The organism is Paraburkholderia sp. ZP32-5 (assembly GCF_021390495.1).
Lineage (GTDB): Bacteria > Pseudomonadota > Gammaproteobacteria > Burkholderiales > Burkholderiaceae > Paraburkholderia.
Map to the genome: position 1 here is coordinate 3,527,930 of NZ_JAJEJP010000001.1, position 18,457 is coordinate 3,546,386.

16 protein-coding genes and 1 riboswitch are annotated in these 18,457 nt (G+C 64.9%); of the genes, 10 read left to right on the top strand and 6 right to left on the bottom strand.

Annotated elements, in window-relative coordinates; all coding sequences use genetic code 11:
- Positions 1–136 precede the first annotated feature (136 nt).
- Together L0U82_RS15240 and ggt are read right to left on the bottom strand one after the other, a co-directional pair.
- Complete coding sequence (locus L0U82_RS15240) at positions 137–1,513, bottom strand: MFS transporter (protein WP_233832021.1); 1,377 nt, start codon at positions 1,511–1,513, stop codon at positions 137–139.
- A 202-nt stretch (positions 1,514–1,715) separates the two neighbouring features.
- Positions 1,716–3,353 (bottom strand): gamma-glutamyltransferase, encoded by a 1,638-nt coding sequence (gene ggt / locus L0U82_RS15245; protein ID WP_233832022.1) that lies wholly within the window; start codon positions 3,351–3,353, stop codon positions 1,716–1,718.
- A gap of 404 nt (positions 3,354–3,757) precedes the next feature.
- Here ggt and L0U82_RS15250 point away from each other — a divergent pair, with 404 nt between their 5' ends.
- Complete coding sequence (locus tag L0U82_RS15250; protein WP_233832023.1) at positions 3,758–4,537, top strand: DeoR/GlpR family DNA-binding transcription regulator; 780 nt, start codon at positions 3,758–3,760, stop codon at positions 4,535–4,537.
- A 342-nt stretch (positions 4,538–4,879) separates the two neighbouring features.
- Positions 4,880–5,077 (top strand): hypothetical protein, encoded by a 198-nt coding sequence (locus tag L0U82_RS15255; protein ID WP_233832024.1) that lies wholly within the window; start codon positions 4,880–4,882, stop codon positions 5,075–5,077.
- A gap of 180 nt (positions 5,078–5,257) precedes the next feature.
- On the opposite strand, the gene L0U82_RS15260 is transcribed toward L0U82_RS15255, so the two are convergent.
- Positions 5,258–5,617 carry a hypothetical protein gene (locus tag L0U82_RS15260; RefSeq protein ID WP_233832025.1) on the bottom strand — a complete coding sequence of 120 codons (360 nt, stop codon included), beginning with the start codon at positions 5,615–5,617 and terminating at the stop codon, positions 5,258–5,260.
- Between the two features lie 270 nt (positions 5,618–5,887).
- Between L0U82_RS15260 and glpD the strand changes: the two genes are divergently transcribed.
- From glpD to L0U82_RS15280, 4 genes are all read left to right on the top strand, one after another.
- Positions 5,888–7,432: a glycerol-3-phosphate dehydrogenase gene (gene glpD / locus L0U82_RS15265; protein ID WP_267929444.1), complete on the top strand. Its 1,545-nt coding sequence runs from the start codon at positions 5,888–5,890 to the stop codon at positions 7,430–7,432.
- A 203-nt stretch (positions 7,433–7,635) separates the two neighbouring features.
- Positions 7,636–9,135 (top strand): glycerol kinase GlpK, encoded by a 1,500-nt coding sequence (gene glpK, locus L0U82_RS15270; protein WP_233832027.1) that lies wholly within the window; start codon positions 7,636–7,638, stop codon positions 9,133–9,135.
- Between the two features lie 138 nt (positions 9,136–9,273).
- On the top strand, positions 9,274–9,987 hold the full coding sequence (locus tag L0U82_RS15275) for an MIP/aquaporin family protein (RefSeq protein WP_233832028.1): 714 nt from the start codon (positions 9,274–9,276) through the stop codon (positions 9,985–9,987).
- Between the two features lie 101 nt (positions 9,988–10,088).
- Positions 10,089–10,775 carry an HAD family hydrolase gene (locus L0U82_RS15280; protein WP_233832029.1) on the top strand — a complete coding sequence of 229 codons (687 nt, stop codon included), beginning with the start codon at positions 10,089–10,091 and terminating at the stop codon, positions 10,773–10,775.
- 74 nt (positions 10,776–10,849) lie between these two features.
- Here the strand turns inward: L0U82_RS15280 and ribB are convergent, their stop codons facing one another.
- The 3 genes from ribB to L0U82_RS15295 form a co-directional block, all read right to left on the bottom strand.
- Complete coding sequence (gene ribB, locus L0U82_RS15285) at positions 10,850–11,569, bottom strand: 3,4-dihydroxy-2-butanone-4-phosphate synthase (protein WP_233832030.1); 720 nt, start codon at positions 11,567–11,569, stop codon at positions 10,850–10,852.
- Between the two features lie 144 nt (positions 11,570–11,713).
- Positions 11,714–11,898: riboswitch (FMN riboswitch) on the bottom strand.
- A 112-nt stretch (positions 11,899–12,010) separates the two neighbouring features.
- Complete coding sequence (locus L0U82_RS15290) at positions 12,011–12,718, bottom strand: helix-turn-helix domain-containing protein (protein WP_233832031.1); 708 nt, start codon at positions 12,716–12,718, stop codon at positions 12,011–12,013.
- A gap of 122 nt (positions 12,719–12,840) precedes the next feature.
- Positions 12,841–14,007, bottom strand: coding sequence for an MFS transporter (locus L0U82_RS15295; protein ID WP_233832032.1), 1,167 nt, complete (start codon positions 14,005–14,007; stop codon positions 12,841–12,843).
- Positions 14,008–14,165: 158 nt separating this feature from the next.
- On the opposite strand from L0U82_RS15295, the gene L0U82_RS15300 reads away from it, so the two are divergent.
- The 4 genes from L0U82_RS15300 (at position 14,166) to ybeY (ending at position 18,407) form a co-directional block, all read left to right on the top strand.
- The gene (locus L0U82_RS15300; protein WP_233832033.1) at positions 14,166–15,212 is read left to right on the top strand and encodes a LysR family transcriptional regulator; all 1,047 of its coding nucleotides are present in this window, start codon (positions 14,166–14,168) and stop codon (positions 15,210–15,212) included.
- 132 nt (positions 15,213–15,344) lie between these two features.
- Positions 15,345–16,718: a tRNA (N6-isopentenyl adenosine(37)-C2)-methylthiotransferase MiaB gene (gene miaB, locus L0U82_RS15305; protein WP_233832034.1), complete on the top strand. Its 1,374-nt coding sequence runs from the start codon at positions 15,345–15,347 to the stop codon at positions 16,716–16,718.
- Between the two features lie 76 nt (positions 16,719–16,794).
- Positions 16,795–17,886 (top strand): PhoH family protein, encoded by a 1,092-nt coding sequence (locus tag L0U82_RS15310; protein WP_233832035.1) that lies wholly within the window; start codon positions 16,795–16,797, stop codon positions 17,884–17,886.
- Positions 17,887–17,945: 59 nt separating this feature from the next.
- Positions 17,946–18,407 (top strand): rRNA maturation RNase YbeY, encoded by a 462-nt coding sequence (gene ybeY / locus L0U82_RS15315; RefSeq protein WP_233832036.1) that lies wholly within the window; start codon positions 17,946–17,948, stop codon positions 18,405–18,407.
- The last annotated feature ends 50 nt before the right edge of the window (positions 18,408–18,457 follow it).

Below are 18,457 nucleotides of genomic sequence, written 5' to 3' on the forward strand. Positions count from 1 at the left end.
AAAAAGCCAGCTCGATGAGCTGGCTTTCGGTCCGGGCGGCAAGCCCGTCGAGGCTGACGGCGGTACTCCGGATCAGGCATGGCGACCACTGTGAGCCCGCCACGGCGGACTCGCAAACGCGGCGGGCGCCGCGCGTTCAGGCGGCCTGCGCACTGCCTTGCGTGATACGCACGCGGCGCATGCGCACCGCAACGATGACGAGCGAGATGCCCGACAACACCGCTGCAAGCAGCACGTAATAACTCGGCGCGAGCTTGTCGCCGGTCAGATGGATGAAAGTTTCGACGATGGTCGGCGCAAAGCCGCCAAACAGCGTCACGCCGATGCTGTAGCCGATCGAAAGACCGGTCGAGCGCACCTGGGTCGGGAAGATTTCCGACATCAGCGCCGGCATCGGCCCCGAGTAGGCCGCCTTGAACAGGCCGGCGATGCCTTGCAACAGCAGCAGCCAGCCGATCGTCGGATGCGTTTGCAGCCACGCGAACATCGGATAGATCAGCACGCCCATCAGGATCGACGTCGTCAGCATGATGCGAATACGGCCGATGCGATCGGACAGCGCGCCCATGATCGGCGAGAAGATGAACTGCATGCCGCCGTTGAGCACCACCACGCCGAACGACGCGGCGGCGGCCATATGCAACTGCTTGACCGCGTAGAGCGGCATGTAGAGCTGCAGCACGTACACGCCGACCGTCGACTGCGCGACGATACCGATCGCGAGCACCAGGTTGACCCACTGATTCGAGAACGACGCATCCTTCGATTCGTCCACGGCCCTGTGCTCGCCGGCCGCCTCGCGGGCCGCGCGTTCCTCGCGCATCGCGAGGAATTCCGGAGTTTCGTCCAGATGCGAACGGATGTAATAGCCGACCGGGCCGACCAGCAGACCGAACACGAACGGCACGCGCCAGCCCCAGCTATTCAGGTGCTCGGCGGGCAGCCAGGCGGTCAGCAGCGAACCGAAGGCCGCCGCGGTGATCGCCGCGAGACCCTGGCTCGCAAACTGCCAGCTCGCGTAATAGCCGCGACGCGACGCGCTGTGTTCGACCATGAACGCGGTCGCGCTGCCAAATTCGCCGCCCACCGCGAAGCCCTGAATCAGCCGTGCAACCAGCACCAGCAGCGGCGCCGCGAGGCCGATCGACGAAAACGGCGGCATCACCGCCATCGTGAAGGTGCCGATCATCATCAGCGCGATCGCGAGCGTCAGCGCGGCTTTGCGGCCCTTGCGGTCGCCGTAGATGCCCAGCACGATCGCGCCGAGCGGGCGCATCAGGAACGAGATGCCGAAGGTGGCGATGGCGAGCAGCGTCGACAGCCACTCGTCGTGCATCGGGAAGAACTGTTTCGCGATGATCGTTGCGAAGTAGCCGTAGACCAGAAAGTCGAACCACTCGAGCGCGTTACCGACCGACGACGAAAAAACAATCCGCCGCACCACCGCTTTGGAAAGCGGCGCGGGCGAGATATGAGGGGAAGCACTCGTCGATGTCGACGCGGGATTTTGCATGTTGGTCTCCTGCCTTTCTAATACTTAATGCGAGAAACGGGTAGCTGTTATTCGTGGAGCGCCGCGCGCGATGCGAACGAGGCGACGCTTGCGGACCATGCCGGCTCAACGCAGCGTTGACCCGGCATGATCTGGCGCGGCGTGCGAGGCGCCGCGCATCACGTTGGAATGATGAGTGTGGATCCGGGCCTGATGCCGCCGCTCAGAAGCCGGCGGCAAGACCATCGCGGCGGCTGTCGCTCGCCGCGACGTAGCCACGCTCCGGCTCGTTGCGATCGAGCTTCCAGATGAACTGGCCGGAGCCGAAGTCCATGTACGGATCGTCGACCGACTTGATCGTGTGGCCGAGCTTTTTCAGGCCCTCGGTGGTCTGCGGATCGAGCGTCGACTCGATATCGACGGTGAAGTCGCGATTGACCTTCCAGCGCGGCGCATCGCACGCGGCTTGCGGCTGCTGGCCGTAATCGAGCATCCGCACCACCGTTTGCAGATGGCCCTGCGGCTGCATGTCGCCGCCCATCACGCCGAAGCTCATCACCGCTTCCTGCTGGCCATTCACCTGCTGCGTGAGGAACGCCGGGATGATCGTGTGGAACGGCCGCTTGCCGCCTTCCACGACGTTCGGCGACTTCGGATCCATCGAGAAGCCGCAGCCGCGGTTCTGCAGCGAGATGCCGCTGTCCGGCACCACGATGCCCGAGCCGAAGCCCATGTAGTTCGACTGGATGAAGCTCACCATCATGCCGTTCTCGTCGGCCGCCGACATGTAGATCGTGCCGCCCGCCTTCGGCATGCCGAAGTCGAAATGCGTCGCGCGCTTCGGATCGATCAGCTTCGCGCGCGATGTCAGATACGCGTCGTCGAGCATCTGCTCGGGCGTGACCTCCATCGAACGCGGATCCGCGACGTAGCGATACAGATCGGCAAACGCGAGTTTCATCGCTTCGATCTGCAGATGCTGCGACTCGACGCTATCGACCTTCAACGACTGCACGTCGAATTTTTCGAGGATGCCCAGCGCCGCCAGCGCCGCGATGCCCTGGCCGTTCGGCGGAATCTCATGCACGGTGTAGCCGCGATAGTCCTTGCCGATAGGCTCGACCCAGTCCGCGCGATAGTTGCGCAGATCGTCGGCGGTCATCGCGCCGCCGCCTTCACGCGCGAACGCGGCGATCCGCTCGGCGATTTCGCCTTCGTAAAAGGCGCGCGGGCCTTGCTCGGCGAGCTTGCGCAACGTCTTTGCGTGACCGGGGAAACGCACCAGTTCGCTTACTTCCGGCGCGCGGCCGTGCGGCATGAAGGTCTGCGCGAAGCCCGGCTGATCCTTCAGTTCGGGGATCGCGGCCGCCCACTTGTAAGCGACGATGCTCGCCACCGCGTGACCGCGCTCGGCGATCTCGATGGCCGGCTCCATCAGGTCGGCGAACGGCAGCTTGCCGAACTTCTGATGCAGCGCTTCCCAGCCGGCGATCACGCCCGGCACCGTGACCGCATCCCAGCCGCGCTTGGGCTGTTTAGCGAGGCCGTTTTCCTCGCCGTATTTGCGCTTGAAGTAATCGACGTTCCACGCGGCCGGCGACACGCCCGACGCGTTCAGGCCATGCAGCTTCTTGCCGTCCCATACGAGCGCGAACGCATCGCCGCCAAGACCGCACGACACCGGCTCGACGACCGTGATCGCAGCGGCCGCCGCGATCGCCGCATCGACGGCATTGCCGCCTTTCCACAGCATGCGCAGCCCGGCCTGCGCGGCGAGCGGATGCGACGTCGAAACGATGTTGCGTGCGAATACGGGCAGACGCTGTGTCGGATAGGGGTTTTGCCAGTTGAAGCGAGTCATGTCGAACACTCTCGAAAGCGCGGGCCGGCACGGAAAAGTCGCCGGACATCATGGGAAAAGTTGTAAAACAGGTAAAGCGCGGAACCCCGGATTGCAGCGCGAACCAAGCTAAAAAACAAATTCATTTATCAAATGAATAAATGCGTAATTCGCCTGAATAGGTGGTCGAAGCTTCGGCGGCTGCCTCGCGGATCGCGCGAGTTGGCGGACAAAAGGCACGCTGGTCTTACAATAGCCACCAGCCGTCCGAGCCGGCGCTTGCATGATCGTATCCGGCTTGCGCTCAATTTGCGCCCGGCTTGCGCTCTGTTTGCACCTGCTGATTCGCCCCGGTTTGCGCGCGCTGCCCACGCGACGACCGCGCAGCGGAGCTGCACCGCCATCACATCCACGATACGAGACCGATGACACGAGACCCCCGCCTGACTCTCAACGCCCGGCAACAGGAATTGCTGGAGTGGGTGCAACGCGACGGCTTCGTGACCGTGGACGACCTCGCGAGCCACTTCGACGTGACGCCGCAGACGATCCGCCGCGACGTCAACTGGCTCTCCGACATGAACCTGCTGCGCCGCTATCACGGCGGCGCGAGCCTCCCGACCAGTTCCGAGAACGTCTCTTATACCGCGCGCCAGCGAATGTTCCATGACGAGAAGCGGCGTATCGCGGCGTTAGTGGCCACTCACATTCCCGATCAGGCATCGCTCTTCATCAATCTCGGCACGACGACCGAGGAAGTCGCCCGCGCGCTGAACCGCCATCGCGGATTGCGCGTGATCACCAACAATCTGAACGTCGCGAGCATGATGAGCGGCTACCCGGATTGCGAGGTGCTGGTGACGGGCGGCATCGTGCGGCCGTGGGACAAGGGGATCGTCGGCGAACTTGCGATCGATTTCATCCGCCAGTTCAAGGTCGATTTCGCGATCATCGGTACGTCGAGCATCGAACCCGACGGCACGCTGCGCGATTTCGACACCCGCGAAGTACGCGTGGCCGAAGCGATCATCGAGCACGCGCGCACCGTGTTTCTCGCCGCCGATAGCTCCAAATTCGGCCGACCGGCGCTGGTTCGCCAGGGGCATCTGGAACAGATCGACGCGCTTTTCACCGACGCCGCGCCGCCGGCTGACATGACCGAGGCGCTCACTGCCGCGAACTGCCAGGTCTATATCGCCACCTGATCCGGCGGATATCCGCGGGATCTTCACCGACGGCGCCAGACGTTCTCCGCCATGCTGCGGTGCACGCAAAACCTCGAGTGAAATCAAGGATTTGCCCGCCGCACCGGACCGCCGCTCGGGTGCTCAATTGTCAAAGGGAAAATTTACGGGGTCCGGGTTGGCGTTTCATTGGTGGTCGCCTACACTCCAGTTCCCCGGCGTTGCGTTGCGCATTTTGCGCACTGCCGGCTGCGTGAATCTTTCGTATAAGCCGTACTTCCCGCCCTGATCCGTTAGCGGACCCAAACCGGCTTGGCCGGTTGCCCACGAGGCTGTCCGCGATTGCCTGACATGGAGAGAACGATGCTGAGTCCGCATGAATTCGCCACGTTGTTGCTCGTCAAGGACGCCCCCAATCAGGTCGATATGGACCGCGAAGAACTCGATGCATTGCTCGAACGCCAGTTGGTGCAACTCGAACGCCTCGCATCGGGCAATGAACAATGGCGTGTGACGGAAAGCGGCGACGACGCGTTGCGGGCCATCAAACGTTTTTCCTGACGCTTTTCCGAGTTTTCCAACCGCGCAGCAGCGGGCCGCTTTCGCGGCCCTTCGTCATGCGCAAGTGATTTATCCAGCACGTTCGCGCGGCGGATATCCCGCTCGCGTGCATACCCGGTACCCAACGCGCCCCATCCGGAGCAGATCCCGCCACCTCACGGCCGGGTCATCGCACGACACTCAACCAGCACGCAAAGTAGGGTCGACCGCCGAGCGCCAGCTGATCGCCTGAGCACGCTGCTGCGTGAAGAACTCGACCCACTGGTTGCGCACCTTCGGATCGCTGCTGGTCGCCTCGCTGGCGTGGCGTTGCGCGATCGACGCCTGGAACGCGCAGAAATCTTCCTTCGACAGCCGGCCGCGCCGGTTGGCCACGTAGGCGTCGAAAAACGTCGCATAGACGGACTGCGCGTCGGGGCCGTAGTCGACCGTCTGCGGCGAACACATCTTCTGCAACGCGTCGAACGACGGCGCTCCCATCGTCCCCTCCAGGCTCGGCGAGCTCACGCATCCGGCCAACACCGCCGCGGCGGCGATCATCAAAAGTCCACGCATTCTTCACCTCGAAATGGCTGGTGCCGAGAGTATCGTCCGTGCCCGCGCGTTGCGCCACTCCCCTCGCCATCCGGCCAGGTCCGCATCGAATCAAGTGAACTTTACTTTTTCGAATATGTTCATTAAAGTTTCGAAAACGAACATTCTTTGTTCGATTGGCGTTCCAATACCAAGACACTCGTCATTCGATGCGGTGCGGTCCGTGTGGCCAGCACGCTTTCCCTTTCAGATTCGACGCAGAGGACCCAGCAGGTGATGCAAGGCTCGAAATACGATTTGCTCGTTATCGGCGGTGGGATCAACGGCGCCGGCATCGCTCGCGACGCCGCCGGCCGCGGCCTGTCGGTGCTGCTGTGCGAGCAGGACGATCTGGCGGCGCATACGTCGTCGGCGAGCACCAAGCTGATCCACGGCGGACTGCGCTACCTCGAATACAACGAGTTCGGGCTCGTGCGCAAAGCACTGCGGGAGCGCGAAACGCTGCTGCGCGCCGCCCCGCACATCATCCGGCCGCTGCGCTTCGTGATGCCGCACATGCCCGATCTGCGTCCCGCCTGGATGATCCGCGCCGGCCTGTTCCTCTACGACCATCTGGCGCGCCGCGAACTGCTGCCGGGTTCGCGCGGCATCGTGATGAGGCAGCACGCGGCCGGCGCGCCGCTCGTCGATTCGATCAAGCGTGGCTTCGTCTATTCGGACGGCTGGGTCGACGACGCGCGCCTCGTCGTGTTGAACGCGCTCGACGCGCAAGAGCATGGCGCCACGATCCTCACGCGCACGAAGCTCGTCAACGCGGTACGCGCCAGCGGCGAATGGCGTGCGCAATTGCGCCGCGCGGACGGCTCGACGCTCGACGTGCGTGCCGCGGCCATCGCGAACGCGGCGGGCCCATGGGTCGGCGAACTGCTGAAGGGCGCGCTCGGCCGGCCGGCGTCGCACAGCGTGCGGCTCGTCAAGGGCAGCCACATCGTCACGCGGCGCCTGTTCGAGCACGACCACGCATATATCTTTCAGAACCCGGACAAGCGGATCATCTTCGCGATCCCGTACGAGCACGATTACACGCTGATCGGCACGACCGATCTCGAATACGGCGGCGACCCGTCGCAGGTCGCGATCGACGCAAGCGAAACGCAGTATCTGTGCGATTCGATCAACCGCTACTTCAAGCAGAAAATCTCGCCGGCCGACGTGCGCTGGACCTACTCCGGCGTGCGCCCGCTGCTGGAGGACGAGAACGCGGACAATCCGTCGGCGCTCACGCGCGACTACTCGCTCGAACTCGACGCGCCGGCCGGCGAAGCGCCGCTGCTGTCGGTGTTCGGCGGCAAGATCACGACGTTTCGCAAGCTCGCCGAGCAGGCGGTCGATACGCTCGCCGAAGCGCTGCAACGCAACGCGCCCGTGTGGACTGTCGGCGCGCCGTTGCCCGGCGGCGATATCGCGCACGCGAACTTCGAGCGCTTCCTCGCTGAATTCCACCGGCAGCATGCGTGGCTGCCAGCCGCGCTCGCGCATCGGCTGGCTCGGGCGTACGGCACGCGCGCGCATCGCGTGATCGGCAATGCACGCTCGCTCGCCGAGCTTGGCCGCGAGTTCGCGCCAGGCCTTTACGAAGCCGAGCTGAGCTATCTGTGCAATACCGAATGGGCGCGCTCCGCGCAGGACGTGCTGTGGCGACGGTCGAAACTCGGGCTGCATGTCGAGCCAGGCACGCTCGAACAGGTCGCGCGCGACATCGATATATGGATTGCGCACGCCTCTGCGCGCGACAAGGCCCGTAACGAAGTCGCGAACTAGACTGGAAGCCATACGAAGCGAAACGGCAATCCGGCGACGGAACGTAAAACCGCGCCGCGTGCACGCACCGCGCGCGTCCGGCTCCGCTGAAGAAAGCGGCACACCCGGCCGGACACGATCACACCGCACGAGAACCCGCTAGAACAACAGCCCCAACGTCGGCAAACCGTGCGGCAATTCATAAAACAGACGGAGAAGAGACAATGCAGAAGCAGTACATCCTCGCGCTCGACCAGGGCACCACCAGCTCGCGCGCGATGCTGTTCGACCGGCTCGGCAACGTCGTGTCGACCGCGCAAAAAGAATTCCGGCAGATTTATCCGCAGCCCGGCTGGGTCGAGCACGATCCGCGCGAGATCTGGTCCACCCAGGCCGGCGTCGCCGCGGAGGCCGTCACGCGCGCGGGCATGAACGGCGCGTCGATCGCCGCGATCGGTATCACCAATCAACGCGAAACCACGATCGTGTGGGATCGCGAGACCGGCCTGCCGATCTACAACGCGATCGTCTGGCAGGATCGCCGCACCGCCGACTTCTGCGACGAGCTCAAGGCGCAAGGACTCGAAGCCAAAGTGCGCGCGAAAACCGGCCTGCCGATCGATTCGTATTTCTCCGCGACCAAGATCCGCTGGATTCTCGACAACGTCGAAGGCGCGCGCGAAAAAGCGCGTCAGGGTCGTCTCGCATTCGGCACGGTCGACAGCTGGCTCGTGTGGAATTTCACCCAGGGCGGCCTGCATGTGACCGACGTGACCAACGCGTCGCGCACGATGCTGTTCAACATCCACACGCTCGAATGGGACGACGAACTGCTCGCCGCGCTCGACATTCCGCGCAGCATGCTGCCGCAGGTGCGGCCTTCGTCCGACGTGTACGGCTCGACCGTGACCACGGTGTTCGCCTCGAAGATTCCGCTCGCGGGCATCGCCGGCGATCAGCAGGCCGCGTTGTTCGGCCAGATGTGCACGACATCCGGCATGGTCAAAAACACCTACGGCACCGGCTGTTTTCTGGTGATGAACACCGGCGACAAGCCGATCGAATCGAACAACAACCTCGTCACGACGATTGCCTGGCAGATCGGCGAGCGGATCGACTACGGGCTCGAAGGCAGCATCTTCATCGGCGGTGCGGTGGTGCAGTGGCTGCGCGACGGGCTCGGCATCATCAGAAACGCGGCCGAGATCGAAACGCTCGCGCGCGGCGTGCCGCATAGCGATGGCGTGTATCTGGTGCCGGCCTTCGCGGGCCTTGGCGCACCGCACTGGAATCCGCACGCGCGCGGCACGCTGTTCGGCGTCACGCGCGGCACGAGCGCGGCGCACATCGCCCGCGCCGCGCTCGACTCGATCGCGTATCAATCGCTGGACGTGCTGAAGGCGATGGAAGCCGACTCGGGCATTCGCATCGGCGAGCTGCGGGTGGATGGCGGCGCCTGCGCGAACAATCTGCTGATGCAGTTCCAGGCGGACATTCTCGGCGTCGACGCCGTGCGGCCGCGGATCGCGGAAACGACCGCGCTCGGCGCGGCCTATCTCGCCGGTCTCGCGGTCGGCTACTGGAAGGACATCGACGAACTGCAGAGCCAGTGGAAGCTCGAGCGCCGCTTCACGCCCGCGCTGCCGCACGCCGAAGTCAAGACATGCCTCGACGGATGGCAGCGCGCGGTCCGCGCCGCGAAGGCCTGGGCCGATACCCACTGAATGCGCTGAGCGCACCCGCGGCGGCGTTCCCCGCGTTCCATCAACGCCAGCAACATCGCGCGCCGCCCCCCGTTTCCTTCCTCGCGATGCCCCGCTTACCCGAGCGGCGGCATCCGCCATTTATTTCGAAAACAGACTATGTCTCCGTACATCGCAGAATTCGTCGGCACGGCGCTCGTCGTGCTGCTCGGCAACGGCGCCGTTGCCAATGTGCTGCTGGCGCGCACCAAGGGCAAAGGCGCCGACCTGATCGTGATCGTCATGGGCTGGGCGATGGCCGTGTTCATCGCGGTGTATGTGACCGCGTCGTATAGCGGTGCGCATCTGAATCCGGTCGTGACGGTCAGTCTCGCGCTCGCCGGCAAGTTCGCGTGGTCAAAGGTGCCCGGCTACGTGGCCGCGCAAATGCTCGGCGGCATGGCCGGCGCGCTGCTGATGTGGGCCGCCTATCGCCAGCATTTCGTCAAGGAAAGCGACGCCGACGTGAAGCTCGGCGTGTTCTGCACGTCGCCCGCGATTCGCAGCGTGCCGCACAATCTGCTGACCGAGACGATCGCAACCTTCGTACTGATTCTCGGCGTGCTGTATCTGGCGACGCCTCAAGTGGGCCTCGGCGCGCTCGATGCGTTGCCGGTCGCGCTGCTCGTACTCGGCATCGGCATCTCGCTCGGCGGGCCCACCGGCTACGCGATGAGCCCCGCGCGCGATCTGTCGCCGCGGCTGATGCACGCGCTGCTGCCGATTCCGGGCAAGCGCGACAGCGACTGGCGCTACGCGTGGATTCCGGTCTGCGGTCCGCTGCTCGGCGGCGCCGCGGCGGCCAGTCTGTACCTGCACTTGTCCCAGCTCTGAGCGGAAGCCAGCCGCAAAGCACGTATGATGAGGCTTTCCACCGCGGTGCGCGCTCTGGCAACCACAGCGCCCGCGCGCAGCCCGCTTATCGTTTTTCAGGCATGATCGACCACCTCATCTGTGACTGCGACGGCGTGCTCGTCGACAGCGAAGTCATCGCCGATCGCGTGATGCTGGAAACGCTGACGGCCACCTTCCCCGGCCTCGATTTCACCGCCATCGTCAAAACCGCGTTCGGCCAGCAAACCTCGCGCTTTCTCGCCAGCATCGAGAAACAGTTCGACATCACGTTGCCCGTCGATTTCTTCGACACGATCGAACACAACGTCGAGCTCGAACTCGCCGCGTCGCTGAGTCCGGTCAACGGCGTGCGCGACGCGCTGCAACGCGTGACGCTGCCCGCCGCGGTCGTCTCGAACAGCCGCATGACGCGCGTCACCGCATCGGTGCGGCGCGCCGGCTTACAGCAGATTTTCGGCGAGCGGATTTTCAGCGCCCAGCAGGTTGCGCGGCCGAAGCCCTATCCCGATGTGTACCTGTTCGCGGCGCAGACGCTCGGCGTCGAGCCGGCGCGCTGCCTCGTCGTCGAGGACAGTGTCGCGGGATTGAACGCGGCGCGCGCGGCGGGCATGAAGACGATCGCCTTCGTCGGCGCGAGCCATATCCCGGACGGCTACGCGGATGCGCTGCGCGGCATGGGCATGACGCGCATCATGCAGCACATGGACGAATTGCCCGGCCTCGTCGAGGCGGGCGTGCGAGGAGAGTTCGGCGACGTGCAGTCGTAGCGGACTTTCCCTCACGTTGACGGTGGCGCTGCCGCTGACGCTGACGTTGGCGTCAGCGCAACGCGCGACTCATCTCAAGCCTCGACCGCCGCGCCTTCTCGTACCCGCGCGAGCGACTCGCGAAACTCCACCAGTTCGGCAATCGTCAGCATCGGCAGGTTGTGTTGCTCAGCGAAGCGCTCGACGTCCGCGCCGCGCGTCATCGTGCCGTCCGCGTTCATCAGTTCGCACAGCACGCCGGCCGGCTTCAGGCCGGCGAGGATCGCGAGATCGACCGTGCCTTCGGTATGGCCGCGCCGCGCCAGCACGCCGCCGGGCATCGCGCGCAACGGGAACACGTGGCCCGGACGCACGATGTCGGCCGGCTTCGCGGTATCGGCGATCGCGGCGCGGATCGTCGTCACGCGATCGAGCGCGGATACGCCGGTCGTCACGCCGTCACGCGCTTCGATCGATACCGTGAACGCGGTGCCATGACGGCTTTCGTTGTTGACGGCCATCGGCGGCAATTCGAGCACGCGGATCTTGTCGTCGGGCAGGCACAGGCACACGATGCCGCTGCATTCGCGGATCAGCAGTGCCATCGTTTCGACCGACAGACGCTCGGCCGACACGATCAGATCGGCTTCGTTCTCGCGATCATGGTCGTCCTGCAGCACGACCGCGCGACCGTCGCGCATGGCTTGCAAGGCGGCGGCGATACGCGGCGGCACGGCTTCGGTGGCGAGCAAGGGGAGATCGGCGAATGCATCTTCGGCAATCGTCGACGGGGCGGGAAAAGCAGCAATAGACATGATTGAAACGCTCATCGCAAAAGTGGGGCGAGAAACGTTTCAGGGCATTGCAAACAGACTCGAACGACCGAAAGGCACCGCGTAAAGCGGCGCTGAGGCATCGCCTGAACAACCGGCGAGCTCACGGAACGCAGATGACTATCTGCACATCTTCTTTCATCCGGACTATGACCGTCGGCTCTGGAATCTGACCAGATCTGCTGACCCCGCCGCGGCCTTCGCGACTGCGAAGACGATGCGATGCGGGCGCTCGCGGGCTTGCCGGCTTCGCGCTATCGCGCTGCCGGCCTACCGCCGGTGGGGAATTTCACCCCGCCCTGAAGACGCACTGATTGCCGGAATCGACCGGCGCGCGAAGCATACAACAGCTACGCCACGCGTGCAGCGCGGCGCATAAAGACCCTACTGACGACCCTGCCGACGGTGCTAAACGCGCCGCCGTCATGCCGGCGCTCTGTCGCTCCCGGCATCGTCGCGCGCGCCGGGCGCCGCCGGCACCTCCCAGCGCGGCGGCGTCTCGGCCCGCAGCGTCACGCGAAACGCTCGCGCTTCGGTGTCGCCGGGATTGCGCAGACTATGCGGCTGATCGGCGTCGAACACGATCGCGTCGCCGGTGGCGAGCAACTGACGCTGATCGTGCACGCTGACTTCGAGCGTGCCGTCGCTGACCACCAGATTCACCGTCGTGCCCGGCGCGCGGCGGATGCCCGTCTCGGTGTGCAGCGGCGCGATCCGCAGCTCGTGAAACTCGGCGGCGGCCGGTTCGTCGTCGGGATAAAGCGGCCGCGCCGAATAGCGTCCGTTCGCGCTGACGACGCGCGCCGAACGCTCGGCCGGCAAATGCTCGAAACCGTTGGTCGCGTGACGCCGCAAAAACGCCGCCACCGATACCTTCAGCGCCGCGGCCACCTTGCACAGCACCTTGATCGACGGCACGCTGCGCGCCGATTCGATCTGCGCGAGCATCGCGCGCGATACGCCGGACGCGCGAGCCAGCGCGTCGAGCGACAACTGCCGTTCGGCGCGCAGCCGGGCCAGGTTCACACCGACCAGTTGTTCGAGCGCATCGAAGGGTTCGGCCGGACGCGCCACCGCGTCAGGATCGGCATCGGCCGAGGGGTCGCGAACCAGCGCGAGCGGAGAATACATATTGGCCTCCAGAGCGCCGGCAGCCGGCGCGAAAGCAGTAAGTGGAGGCAAGATAGCATCGGCTTACGCGCGGCCAAACGAAGTTATCTTCACACTGTTATCAGCATCGCGAAGGCAAGCATTTACGCGCGCTGCGCAACCGGCGTGGCCGGCGCATCCATGCGCGCCGCGAACCAGGTGAGCAGCAGTGCCACGACGCTGACCGCCGCCGCGACCCACGGCAGCGTATCGAGCGCATGACCGTGACCGATCACCAGACCGCCGAGCCACGCGCCCGCCGCGTTGCCGACGTTGAACGCGCCGATGTTCAGCGTCGACGCGAGGTTCGGCGCGGCGGCGGCCTTTTCGACCACGCGCATCTGCAGCGGCGGCACCGTCGCGAATGCCGCGATGCCCCACACGAAGACCGTGATCGCCGCGGCCACCTGCGAATGACTGGTGCGCGTGAAGATCGCCATCACCACCGCGAGCGCGGCGAGAATGCCCATCAGCGACGGCATCAGCGCGCGGTCCGCGAGCTTGCCGCCGAGCGTGTTGCCGACCGTCAGGCCGACGCCGAACAGCACGAGGATCAGCGTCACGCCGCGCGGCGAGAAGCCGCTCACCTGTTCGAGAACCGGCGCGATATAGGTGAACACGACAAACACGCCGCCGAAGCCGAGCACCGTCATCGCGAGCGCGGTCCAGACCTGCGGGTCCTTCAGCACGCGTACTTCATGGCCGAGGCCGGCGGGGCCGGTGTCGTGCCGGTTCGGCACCAGCGCGGTAACGCCCAGCAGCGACAGCACGCCAAAGCCGCTGACGATCCAGAACGCCGCGCGCCAGCCAAACTCCTGCCCAACGAAAGTGCCGAATGGCACGCCGAGTACGTTCGCGAGCGTGAGCCCGGTGAACATCAGCGCGATGGCGCTCGCGCGCTTCTCGGCCGGTACCAGCGACGCCGCGACCACCGCGCCGATGCCGAAGAACGAACCGTGCGCGAACGAGGTGACGACGCGCGCGACCATCAGCACCGAATAGCTCGGCGCCACCGCGCACAGCACGTTGCCGACGATGAACACGCCCATCAGCAGTTGCAGCGCGAACTTGCGCGACATCCGGCTGGTGATCACCGCGAGCAGCGGCGCGCCGACCGCGACGCCGAGCGCATAGCCGCTGACGAGCAGGCCGGCCGACGGAATCGATACGGACAGATCGCGTGCGACATCGGGCAGCAGGCCCATGATGACGAATTCGGTCGTGCCGATCGCGAAAGCGCTGATGGCCAGCGCGAGTAAAGGAATGGGCATGTTCTGCTCCGCAAACGAGATGGAATCGGGGTTCAAGCGTCGCGGCGTGTGCGCGCGCGATATAAGGGTTTTCACGGAGCGCATTATCAGCGCGCAGTAGCGATTTGATAATTGGCGTAGCATTTGAAGCATTTTCAAATTCTCTTTGAAAACGAGTGATGGATAATCTCGGCGACATCCGCCTCTTCGTCGAAGCGGCGCAGCAGGGCAGCCTGTCGGCGGCGGGCCGCAAAATGGGCCTGACGCCCGCCGCGGCGAGCGCGCGGCTCGCGAAACTGGAGGCCAATCTGAAAGCGCGTCTGTTCGAGCGCACCACGCGCCAGTTGCGTCTGACCGACGAAGGCCGTCTGTATCTGAATTGCTGCCGCCAGGCGCTGCAATCGCTCGACGATGCCGAAGCCGCGCTGCAAGCCGGCCAGGGCGTCGTGCGCGGCAAGGTGCGGATTTCCGCCACGTCGGATTTCGGCCGCAATCTGCTGATGCACTGGCTCGACGAATTCAACCTGCTGTACCCGGAAGTGACGTTCGCGCTGACGCTGTCGGATTCGCTGTCGAACCTGGTGCAGGAAGACATCGACCTCGCGATCCGCTTCGGCGTACCGCAGGACAGTTCGCTGGTCGCGCGCCGGCTCGCGCCGAACCGGCGCGTGCTATGCGCGTCGCCGGACTACATCGCGCGCAAGGGCGAGCCGAAAGACCCGCAGGATCTGGCCAACCACGATTGCATCGTGCTGGGCACCGCATCCGGGCCGGCGAACGAATGGCGCTTCACGCGCGGCGACGAGGTGCAGCACTACACGGTGCCGCTCGACACCTCCCGCGAGACCAACGACGGCGCGGTCGCGCGCGAATGGGCGCTGCGCGGCTACGGCATCGCGATCAAATCGATGTGGGACGTGGAGTCGGATCTGCGCGCAGACGGACTAAAAAGCCTGTTGCCCGAATGGCGTTATCCGGATGCGCCGCTGCACGCGCTCTATCACCGCAACCGCTTCATGGCGCCGCGCGTGCGCGTGCTACTGGATTTCCTGAGCGAGCGCTTCGCGCAGGTATCGGATGAACTGGAAAGTCTGCTGGGGCTGCCGCCGGATCCGCCGCGCGGCATGGCAAACGACATGGCAAACAGCACACCGGGCGAAACGGTAGACAACGCTGCGAAGCGCGCCCGCTCCGGCAAGACCGGCTGCCAAACCCCCGTTCCATGAAGGGCTATAATCTCGAGTTACGCTGCAAAGACGCTCGCACGTCGGCCAGATGCGCCGCGCTGCCCTGCCCCGCGGCCCCTTCACCCTCTTTATCCACGCCCCCAGGTTAACCACTGCGACCGGCGAAATTCGATGACCAAGAAAGTTTATGTAAAGACCTTTGGCTGCCAGATGAACGAGTACGACTCCGACAAGATGGTCGACGTGCTCGGTGCCGCTGAAGGACTCGTCAAGACCGACACGCCGGAAGATGCCGACGTGATCCTGTTCAACACCTGCTCGGTGCGCGAAAAAGCGCAAGAGAAAGTCTTCTCCGACCTCGGCCGCGTGCGCGAGCTGAAGGACGCGAATCCCAATCTGATCATTGGCGTGGGCGGCTGCGTTGCGAGCCAGGAAGGCGCTTCGATCGTCGCGCGTGCGCCATATGTCGATCTGGTGTTCGGTCCGCAAACGCTGCATCGTCTGCCCCAAATGATCGACAAGCGCCGCGAAAGCGGCCGCGCGCAGGTCGACATCACGTTCCCCGAAATCGAGAAGTTCGATCACCTGCCGCCGGCGCGTGTCGACGGTCCGAGCGCATTCGTATCGATCATGGAAGGCTGCAGCAAGTACTGCAGCTACTGCGTGGTGCCATACACGCGCGGCGAGGAAGTGTCGCGCCCGCTCGACGACGTGCTGACCGAAATCGCCGGCCTCGCCGACCAGGGCGTGCGCGAAGTCACGCTGCTCGGCCAGAACGTCAATGCATACCGTGGCGCGTTGACTTCGGGCGCAGCGGAAATCGCCGATTTCGCGACGCTGATCGAATACGTCGCCGATATTCCGGGCATCGAACGGATTCGCTACACGACGTCGCATCCGAAGGAATTCACGCAGCGCCTGATCGACACCTACGCGAAGGTGCCGAAGCTCGTCAGCCACCTGCATCTGCCGGTGCAGCACGGCTCCGATCGCATCCTGATGGCGATGAAGCGCGGCTACACGGTGCTCGAATACAAGTCGGTGATCCGCCGCCTGCGCGCGATCCGCCCGGACCTGTCGCTGTCGACCGACATGATCGTCGGCTTCCCCGGTGAGACCGAGGAAGATTTCGACAAGATGATGGCGCTCGTCGACGAGATGAAATACGACACCAGCTTCTCGTTCATCTACAGCCCGCGCCCCGGCACGCCGGCCGCGAATCTGCACGACGACACGCCGCGTGAAGTGAAGCTCAAACGCCTGCAACATCTGCAGGCCACCATCGAAGAGAACGTGCAGCGCATCAGCAATGCGATGGTCGGCAAGGTCGAACGGATTCTGGTCGAGCGCCCGGCGCGCAAGGACCCGAACGAACTGGCGGGCCGCACCGAGAACAACCGCGTCGTCAATTTCCCGGCGCCGGTCGCATCGCACTCGCGGCTGATCGGCCAGATGGTCGACGTGAAGATCGTGCACGCATATCCGCACTCGCTGCGCGGCGAACTCGTGATGGTTCACGACGACAGCTCCACGGCGACGCACTGAACGAACTCACGGCAAATTCGCAAAGCGAAACAGGCAAGAACCCGCGTACCGCAACCGACAGGATCGACTCACCGCCTTGAAGACCACTCAGCCGCATCTGGAATTCACCGCACCGCGCGAAGACAACGCGCGGCTCGCCAACCTCTGCGGACCGCTCGACGAAAATCTGCGGCAGATCGAGCAGGCGCTCGACGTGACCCTGCAGCGCCGCGGCCACCGCATCACGATCCGCGGGCGCGGCGCGAAACTCGCGCTGACCGCGCTCGAAAACTTCTACAACAATGCGCGCGAGCCGCTGTCGGTCGACGACATCCAGCTCGCGCTCGTCGAAGTGCGCCACCCGGCGCGCCATCGCCCGAACGGCAACGGTAACGGCAATGGCGAGGCTGACGACGCCGCCGACCCGCGCTTCGCCGGCAACCCCGATCATCCGTTCGACCAGCCCGCCGACCTCAATGCGAGCGAAGACGACTTCGAGCAATACGGCCCGAAGCTGTACACGCGCCGCGCGGACCTGCGCGGCCGCACGCCGGCGCAGCGCGAATACCTGAAGCAGATCGTCTCCCACGACGTCACGTTCGGCGTCGGCCCGGCCGGCACCGGCAAGACCTACCTCGCGGTAGCGTGCGCGGTCGATGCGCTCGAACGCGATCAGGTCAAGCGCATCGTGCTGACGCGCCCGGCGGTCGAAGCCGGCGAACGGCTCGGCTTCCTGCCCGGCGATCTCGCGCAGAAGGTCGACCCGTATCTGCGCCCGCTGTACGACGCGCTGTACGACCTGCTCGGTTTCGACAAGACCGCGAAAATGTTCGAGCGGCAGATGATCGAAATCGCGCCGCTCGCGTACATGCGCGGCCGCACGCTGAATCATGCGTTCATCATCCTCGACGAGGCGCAGAACACGACGCCCGAGCAGATGAAGATGTTCCTCACGCGGATCGGCTTCGGCTCGAAGGCGGTCGTCACCGGCGACACGACGCAGATCGACCTGCCGCGCGGCCACAAGAGCGGCTTGATCGAAGCGCAGCAGGTGCTCGCGAACGTGCGCGGCATCGCGCTCACGCGCTTCACGAGCGCGGACGTGGTGCGCCATCCGCTGGTCGCGCGCATCGTCGAGGCGTACGATGCGCATTCGCAGAAGGCGCCGGCGCCGGTCGACCCGCGCTGAGGCGCCACCGACAACGCACGCCAACCACACACGCCAGCAACGCCGAACCCCGACACCGCATGAGCCGCGCCCCGAAACTGACGTTGAACCTGCAATTCCCGGCCGCCAAAGCGTGGCCGGAGCACAAGGCGCTGCTGCCGCGCGCGACCGTGGCCGGCTGGATCAAGGCGGCGCTGTTCGCGGACGGCGAACTGACGGTGCGCTTCGTCGATGCCGAAGAAGGCCGCACGCTGAACCGCACCTATCGCGGCAAGGACTACGCGACCAATGTGTTGACCTTCGCGTACGCCGAATCGGAAGACGATCCGGTGACGGGCGACCTGATCCTGTGCTGCCCGGTGGTCGAAAAGGAAGCCGCCGAACAGGGCAAGCCGCTCGCCGCGCACTACGCGCATCTGCTCGTGCACGGCACGCTGCACGCACAGGGCTACGATCACGAGATCGAAGAGGAAGCCGAGGAAATGGAAGCGATCGAAACCGATATCCTCGGTAAGCTCGGATTTCCGGATCCCTATCAATAGGCTTGCCGCTTTCAGCCCGCGTCTCCTCGCTCCCGTCCGCCAACCACGAT

What these genes read in the sequence shown, in the direction of transcription:
- L0U82_RS15240 (WP_233832021.1), bottom strand. Translation starts at nt 1,513, where the DNA reads ATGCAAAATCCCGCGTCGACATCGACGAGTGCTTCCCCTCATATCTCG.
- ggt (WP_233832022.1), bottom strand. Translation starts at nt 3,353, where the DNA reads ATGACTCGCTTCAACTGGCAAAACCCCTATCCGACACAGCGTCTGCCC.
- L0U82_RS15250 (WP_233832023.1), top strand. Translation starts at nt 3,758, where the DNA reads ATGACACGAGACCCCCGCCTGACTCTCAACGCCCGGCAACAGGAATTG.
- L0U82_RS15255 (WP_233832024.1), top strand. Translation starts at nt 4,880, where the DNA reads ATGCTGAGTCCGCATGAATTCGCCACGTTGTTGCTCGTCAAGGACGCC.
- L0U82_RS15260 (WP_233832025.1), bottom strand. Translation starts at nt 5,617, where the DNA reads ATGATCGCCGCCGCGGCGGTGTTGGCCGGATGCGTGAGCTCGCCGAGC.
- glpD (WP_267929444.1), top strand. Translation starts at nt 5,888, where the DNA reads ATGCAAGGCTCGAAATACGATTTGCTCGTTATCGGCGGTGGGATCAAC.
- glpK (WP_233832027.1), top strand. Translation starts at nt 7,636, where the DNA reads ATGCAGAAGCAGTACATCCTCGCGCTCGACCAGGGCACCACCAGCTCG.
- L0U82_RS15275 (WP_233832028.1), top strand. Translation starts at nt 9,274, where the DNA reads ATGTCTCCGTACATCGCAGAATTCGTCGGCACGGCGCTCGTCGTGCTG.
- L0U82_RS15280 (WP_233832029.1), top strand. Translation starts at nt 10,089, where the DNA reads ATGATCGACCACCTCATCTGTGACTGCGACGGCGTGCTCGTCGACAGC.
- ribB (WP_233832030.1), bottom strand. Translation starts at nt 11,569, where the DNA reads ATGTCTATTGCTGCTTTTCCCGCCCCGTCGACGATTGCCGAAGATGCA.
- L0U82_RS15290 (WP_233832031.1), bottom strand. Translation starts at nt 12,718, where the DNA reads ATGTATTCTCCGCTCGCGCTGGTTCGCGACCCCTCGGCCGATGCCGAT.
- L0U82_RS15295 (WP_233832032.1), bottom strand. Translation starts at nt 14,007, where the DNA reads ATGCCCATTCCTTTACTCGCGCTGGCCATCAGCGCTTTCGCGATCGGC.
- L0U82_RS15300 (WP_233832033.1), top strand. Translation starts at nt 14,166, where the DNA reads ATGGATAATCTCGGCGACATCCGCCTCTTCGTCGAAGCGGCGCAGCAG.
- miaB (WP_233832034.1), top strand. Translation starts at nt 15,345, where the DNA reads ATGACCAAGAAAGTTTATGTAAAGACCTTTGGCTGCCAGATGAACGAG.
- ybeY (WP_233832036.1), top strand. Translation starts at nt 17,946, where the DNA reads ATGAGCCGCGCCCCGAAACTGACGTTGAACCTGCAATTCCCGGCCGCC.